This is a genomic window from uncultured Albimonas sp., assembly GCF_963977235.1.
Classification (GTDB): domain Bacteria; phylum Pseudomonadota; class Alphaproteobacteria; order Rhodobacterales; family Rhodobacteraceae; genus Albimonas.
This window is the reverse complement of sequence record NZ_CAXBOD010000116.1, coordinates 1-5,835: the sequence shown is the minus strand read 5'-3', so window position 1 is coordinate 5,835 and position 5,835 is coordinate 1. Positions and strand designations below refer to the sequence as shown.

Here is a 5,835-nt window from a genome sequence, read left to right as displayed (position 1 = left end):
TCTAAAACTCCTCCACCGTCACCACCCCCGGCGCCGCCTTGATCGCTCCCGCGATCTGCGGCGTCAGGGGGAACTCTCCGGGCAGCCTCATCTCGACCTCATAGGGCAGGTCCGGGGCCATCAGGACCAGGTTCACCGGGCCGCCCCTGGGGCGGCCGCCCTGGCCGGTGCGGAAGGCGAGGCGGGCCTTCACCGCCTCCACCGCGTCGGGGTCGTTCACGAAGACGCGCAGGCCCGAGGCGCCGGCCGTGGCGACCGCGCGGTCGATGGGCTGCACGGCGCGCAGCAGCAGCTTCAGCTCGCCCTCGGACTGGGCCTCGGCCTCGACCGTGATCACCACCAGGGCGCCGGGCTCGAGCATCTCGCGGTACTGCTCCAGCGGCTCGGAGAAGCAGGTCGCCTCGTAGAGGCCGGTGGGATCCGAAAACCCCACGAAGGCGAAACGGGAGCCGCGGGCGCTCTTGCGCTCCTGCCGCGCGGTGACCACGCCGGCGAGTTTGGCGATGGCGCCGCCGGTGCGGCCGGCGCGGGCCTGCAGCTCGGCGATGGTCAGGACCCGCTGACGCTCGAGCGCGCCCTTGTAGTCGTCGAGCGGATGGCCGGTGAGGTAGAAGCCGATCGCCTCATGCTCCTGGCGCAGACGCTCGGCGGGCAGCCAGTCGTCGGTGCGGCTCAGGCGCGGCTCGGGCAGCGCCTCGCCCCCGGCCTCGCCGAAGAGGGAGACCTGGGCCGAGGCGCGCTCCTCATGCGCGGCGGCGGAGTAGGCGACCAGGGCGTCCAGGCTCTCGAACATGCGCTTGCGGTTGGGGTCGAGCAGGTCGAAGGCGCCGGCGCGGGCCAGCATCTCGAGCGGGCGCTTGCCGATCTTCTTGAGCTCCACCCGGCGGGCGAGGTCGAAGACGTCGCGGAACACGCCGCCCGCCGCCCGCTCGTCCTCGATCAGGCGCATCGCCTCGGGGCCCACGTTCTTCAGCGCGCCGAGCGCGTAGAGCACCGCGCCGTCGCGGACCATGAAATGCGCGTTGGTGCGGTTCACGCAGGGCGGGATCGTCTCGATGCCCAGCCGCTTCACCTCGCGCTGGTAGATCGCCAGCTTGTCGGTCAGATGCAGGTCGCAGTTCATCACCGCGGCCATGAACTCGACCGGGTGGTTGGCCTTCAGCCAGGCGGTCTGGTAGCTGACCAGCGCGTAGGCGGCGGCGTGGGACTTGTTGAAGCCGTAGTTGGCGAACTTCTCGAGCAGCGCGAAGACTTCCTCGGCCTTGGCCTTGCCCACGCCGTTGGCCTTGGCGCCGTCGACGAACTTGGGCCGCTCGGCGTCCATCGCCTCCTTGATCTTCTTGCCCATGGCGCGGCGGAGCATGTCGGCCCCGCCCAGCGTGTAGCCCGCCATCTTGCGGGCGATCTCCATCACCTGCTCCTGGTAGACGATGATGCCCTGGGTCTCATCGAGGATCGGGTCGATCAGGTCGTGGAGCTTGTCGCGGCTCTCCTTGCCGTTCTTGACGTTGCAGTACTTGGGAATGTTCTCCATCGGGCCGGGACGGTAGAGGGCGACCAGCGCGATGATGTCCTCGATGCAGGTGGGGCGCAGGCGGCGCAGGGCGTCGCGCATGCCCGAGCTTTCCACCTGGAACACCGCCACCGTGTCGGCCGAGGCGTAGAGCTCGTAGGTGGTCGTGTCCTCGAGATCGATCTTGGAGATGTCGAGGTCGATGTCGCGCAGGCGCAAAAGCTCGACCGCGCCCTGGATCACGGTCAGGGTCTTCAGGCCCAGGAAGTCGAACTTCACCAGGCCCGCCTGCTCGACCCATTTCATGTTGAACTGGGTGGCGGGCATGTCCGAGCGGGGGTCGCGGTAGAGCGGCACCAGCTCATGCAGCGGCCGGTCGCCGATCACCACGCCGGCGGCATGGGTGGAGGCGTTGCGGTAGAGGCCCTCGAGCTTCTCGGCGTAGTCGAGCATCTCGGCCACCACGGGGGAGTTGGCGGCTTCCTCGTTCAGGCGCGGCTCTTCCCGCCGGGCGTCCTTGATCGAGAGGGGTTTGACCCCCTCGACCGGGATCATCTTCGACAGGCGGTCGGTCTGGCCGAAGGGCATCTGCAGGACCCGGCCGACGTCGCGCACGGCGGCCTTCGAGAGCAGCGCGCCGAAGGTGATGATCTGGGCCACGCGGTCGCGGCCGTACTTCTTTTGCACGTACTCGATCACCTCCTCGCGGCGATCCATGCAGAAGTCGATGTCGAAGTCGGGCATCGACACGCGCTCGGGGTTCAGGAACCGCTCGAACAGCAGGGAGAACCGCAGGGGGTCGAGGTCGGTGATGGTCAGCGCCCAGGCGACCAGCGAGCCCGCGCCCGAGCCGCGGCCGGGCCCCACGGGGATTTCGTGGTCCTTGGCCCACTTGATGAAGTCGGCCACGATCAGGAAGTAGCCGGGGAAGCCCATGCCCTCGATCACGCCCAGCTCGTATTCCAGGCGCGCCTCGTAGTCGGCCTGGCTGGCGGCCATGGTGTCCTTCTCGCGCAGGACCTTGAGGCGCTCGGCCAGGCCCTCGATCGCCTGGCGACGCAGCTCCTCCTTCTCGTCGTCGGCGAAGCGCGGCAGGATCGGGTCGCGGGTGCGGGCGCGGAAGGCGCAGCGGCGGGCGATCTCGACCGTGGTTGCGATGGCTTCGGGGAGGTCGGCGAAACGCGCCTCCATCTCCTGAGCCGTCTTGAAATAGTGCTGGTCGGTGAGGTGGCGGCGGTCGTCTTGGGAGACGTAGGTCGAGCCCGCGATGCAGATCAGCGCGTCGTGGGCGTTGAACATCTCGGGGCGGTCGAAGAACACCTCGTTGGTGGCGACCAGCGGCAGGTCGCGGGCGTAGGCGGCCTCGACAAAGAACGGCTCGGTGGCGGCCTCGGCCGGGGTGCGCGGGTCGGCGTCGGTGGGGCCGTGGCGCTGCAGCTCGACATAGAGCCGGTCGGGGAACAGGGCCTCGAGCGCGTCCAGAAGCGCCGCCGCCCGTTCGGTCTTGCCGTCCTGCACGAGCCGGCCGAGCGGCCCGTCGGCGCCCCCGGTCAGGCAGATCAGCCCCGCCGAGCGGTCGCGCAGATCCTCGAGGCAGACCGAGGGGATCTCCTGCTCGGTGTCGAGGAAGGTGCGGGAGACGAGGTCCATCAGGTGCAGCCAGCCGGTCTCGTCCTGGGCGAGCAGGACGATTCCCGCGGGATCGGGCGGGCGCACGTCGGGGCGCGGCGCGGGGGCGTAGCGCAGGGCGAGCTGGGCCCCCAGAATCGGCTGCACCCCGGCCTTGGCGGCGGTCTCGGAGAACTCGAGCGCCGCAAACAGGTTGCCGGTGTCGGTGATGGCGACGGCGGGCATGTCGCGCGTCTCGCACAGGCCGGGCAGCTTCTTGGGCGCGATCGCGCCCTCGAGCAGCGAGTAGGCGGAGTGCAGGCGGAGGTGGATGAATCGGGCGCTCGTCATGGGCGCAGGATAGGCGCGCCGGGCCCCCCTGCGCCAGCGGCGCCGGTGGGGAAGCGAGCGCGACCCCTGCGCCCGCGGCCCCCCCTGCGGCAGGCGGGGGACGCAGGGGCAGCGTTCGCGACAGGCGAGCGCGGCCCCTACGTCACGCGAGTTGCGCGAAGATGAACGGTTGGCTACAGTCTCGAAACGATGAGTGACGAGCGTGCATTTTCAGAGGCGTTTTTCTGAGGAGGGCGAAGCGGGTCCGCGCGACCCGCAATTGAAAGAGGGGAGCGGGAATGCGGCTCATCATTGCAACGGCCGCGGTGGCGGTCATGGCCGGCCCGGCGACGGCGCTGACCAGCTTCGACGCCAGCGTCACGCCGGGCGTGCAGCTTCTGTTCGGCCAGGGCAACGCCAACACGGCCTTCACGGTCAACCTGGAAAACAACATCGAGGTCGGGCTGCGCGGCAAGCTGCGCTACGACAACAGCAACGCGCCCGGCGCCGGCGTGCCCAACGGGACCTACAACAGCAACGGCGCGGGGCTCTACGAGTTCGATCCCTCCGACGGGATCGCGCCGGCGGACCGGTCGCTGTTCAACTTCGACTGGTCGGTGAACGTCAACCAGGACGGCACGGCGGTCGACCAGTTCCTGGACGATTTCACCTACCTGCTGTCGATCGACTTCGACCCCACCGCCGCGGTCGGCGTCACGAACGGCGTCGACCTGGTCGAGTTCGACCCGATCAGCCTCGGGCCGGGCAGCCCCTGGGATCACGGGCTGGGCGACAACAGCTCGACCAGCCCCACCTTCGCGAAGCAGTACGTGGCCACCGACGCCGGCGGCTCCCGGGGCTTGAACTACGGTCCTGCGATCGCTGCCTATTCGGTGGCGCAGAACTCCTGGAACCTGGGCTTCTACGAGCCGGTCGGCTTCGATCCGCAGACCGAGGGCCTCTACACGATCACCCTCTCGGTGCTCAGCGGCGCCACGACGCTGTCCTCGGCCTCGATCGACATCCGCTACGGCGCGGTTGCGCAGGCGGTTCCCGTGCCGGCGGCGCTGCCGCTGATGGGCGCGGGCCTCGCCGCGCTGAGCCTCATCGCCCGCCGTCGCCGCGGCTGAGACCGACGCCCGAACGAAACCGCAGGCGCCCGCCCCTTCCCGGGGGCGGGCGTTTCGCGTTCCGGACCGGGCCGCCGCCGAGCCGCCTAGCGCCGCGCCGGGGCCACGTCGCGGTGGAGGGCCGAGAACGCCTCGATCTCGTCTCGCGAAAAGCGGATCGCGCGCCGCTCGGTCGAGGGGGGGCGGGTGGTCGTCGACAGGCCCGGGCGACGTTCGACCGAGGGCCGCACGGGGCGGCGCTCGAACCCGCCGCCGCAGTTGGGGCAGACGTCGTGCAGGACCTCGGCCACGCACTCGGCGCAGAAGGTGCACTCGAAGGTGCAGATCATCGCGAGGCGGGAGTCCGGCGGCAGGTCGCGGTCGCAGAGTTCGCAGTTCGGGCGCAGTTCCAGGGCCATGATTCGTCTCCTCGGCAGGCGCGGCGAGGATGCGACGGGCGCGGGCGCGAGGCCATCGCTTGGCGCTGGCGCCCGACCGGCCGGCCGGGTAGGCTCCCGGCAAAACCCCGGGAGGAGGATCGGAATGCTCTACGAAATGCGCACCTACTCGGTGACCGTCGGCAAGATGGCCGAGGCGCTGAAACTGTATTCCGAGGAGGGATACCCGGCGCTGGAGGCGGGCGGCCACGCGGTGCGCCTGGGCGGCTACATGGTCTCCGACACCGGACCCCTGCACCAGCTGGTCCACGTCTGGCGCTTCAAGGACGACGCCGAGCGGCGGGCCCACTGGAAGGGCGTCTACGCGGACGCCGATTTCATGGCCTTCGCAGGCAAGCTGCGCCCGCTGCTGGCCGCGCAGGAGGTGCGCCTGCTGACCAACGCGCCCTTCGGCCCCGAACTCTGAGCCCCCGGCTCTGAGCCCCCGGTTCGGAGCCCCCGGCTCTGAGCCCCCGGTTCGGAGCCCCCGGTTCGGAGCCTCTCCTGCAGACGTCGCAGGCGGACCGCCGGGGCCACGCCCTGCGCCGGTCCGCTGGCCGAAACGATAACGGCGAGGCGGTCTCCCGCCTCGCCGTTCTCATGTCGGTTCCGGGGCCACTCGGCCCCGGAGGTCAGCGCCGGAGCCAGGCGGCCCCGAAAATCAGGTCCAGGCCTGGGCGCCCTGCCCGCCCGAGGCCCCGCGGCCGCCCCGCGGACCGCCGCGGCGACGGGGCGCGTCGGCCCCGCCCTCGCTGCGCGGCGCGCCGGGCTTGCCGCCCGGCTTGCCGGCGGGCTTGGGACCGCGGTTGGGCCGCGCGGGCCCGGTCGAGGCGCGCTC

General features: G+C 70.8%; 4 protein-coding genes. 2 read left to right on the top strand and 2 right to left on the bottom strand.

Features of this window, described 5'->3' with window-relative positions:
• Position 1 precedes the first annotated feature (1 nt).
• Positions 2-3,472, bottom strand: a complete 3,471-nt coding sequence (dnaE, locus tag AAC134_RS23300) for a DNA polymerase III subunit alpha (RefSeq protein ID WP_339952110.1) — start codon at positions 3,470-3,472, stop codon at positions 2-4.
• 278 nt (positions 3,473-3,750) lie between these two features.
• Between dnaE and AAC134_RS23295 the strand changes: the two genes are divergently transcribed.
• Positions 3,751-4,581 (top strand): VPLPA-CTERM sorting domain-containing protein, encoded by an 831-nt coding sequence (locus tag AAC134_RS23295; protein WP_339952108.1) that lies wholly within the window; start codon positions 3,751-3,753, stop codon positions 4,579-4,581.
• 86 nt (positions 4,582-4,667) lie between these two features.
• Here the strand turns inward: AAC134_RS23295 and AAC134_RS23290 are convergent, their stop codons facing one another.
• Positions 4,668-4,979, bottom strand: a complete 312-nt coding sequence (locus AAC134_RS23290; RefSeq protein WP_339952106.1) for a DUF1272 domain-containing protein — start codon at positions 4,977-4,979, stop codon at positions 4,668-4,670.
• Between the two features lie 124 nt (positions 4,980-5,103).
• On the opposite strand from AAC134_RS23290, the gene AAC134_RS23285 reads away from it, so the two are divergent.
• Complete coding sequence (locus AAC134_RS23285; RefSeq protein WP_339952104.1) at positions 5,104-5,424, top strand: NIPSNAP family protein; 321 nt, start codon at positions 5,104-5,106, stop codon at positions 5,422-5,424.
• The last annotated feature ends 411 nt before the right edge of the window (positions 5,425-5,835 follow it).

Coding starts and splice junctions, on each gene's coding strand:
- AAC134_RS23295 (WP_339952108.1), top strand. CDS start 3,751: ATGCGGCTCATCATTGCAACGGCCGCGGTGGCGGTCATGGCCGGCCCG.
- AAC134_RS23290 (WP_339952106.1), bottom strand. CDS start 4,979: ATGGCCCTGGAACTGCGCCCGAACTGCGAACTCTGCGACCGCGACCTG.
- AAC134_RS23285 (WP_339952104.1), top strand. CDS start 5,104: ATGCTCTACGAAATGCGCACCTACTCGGTGACCGTCGGCAAGATGGCC.
- dnaE (WP_339952110.1), bottom strand. CDS start 3,472: ATGACGAGCGCCCGATTCATCCACCTCCGCCTGCACTCCGCCTACTCG.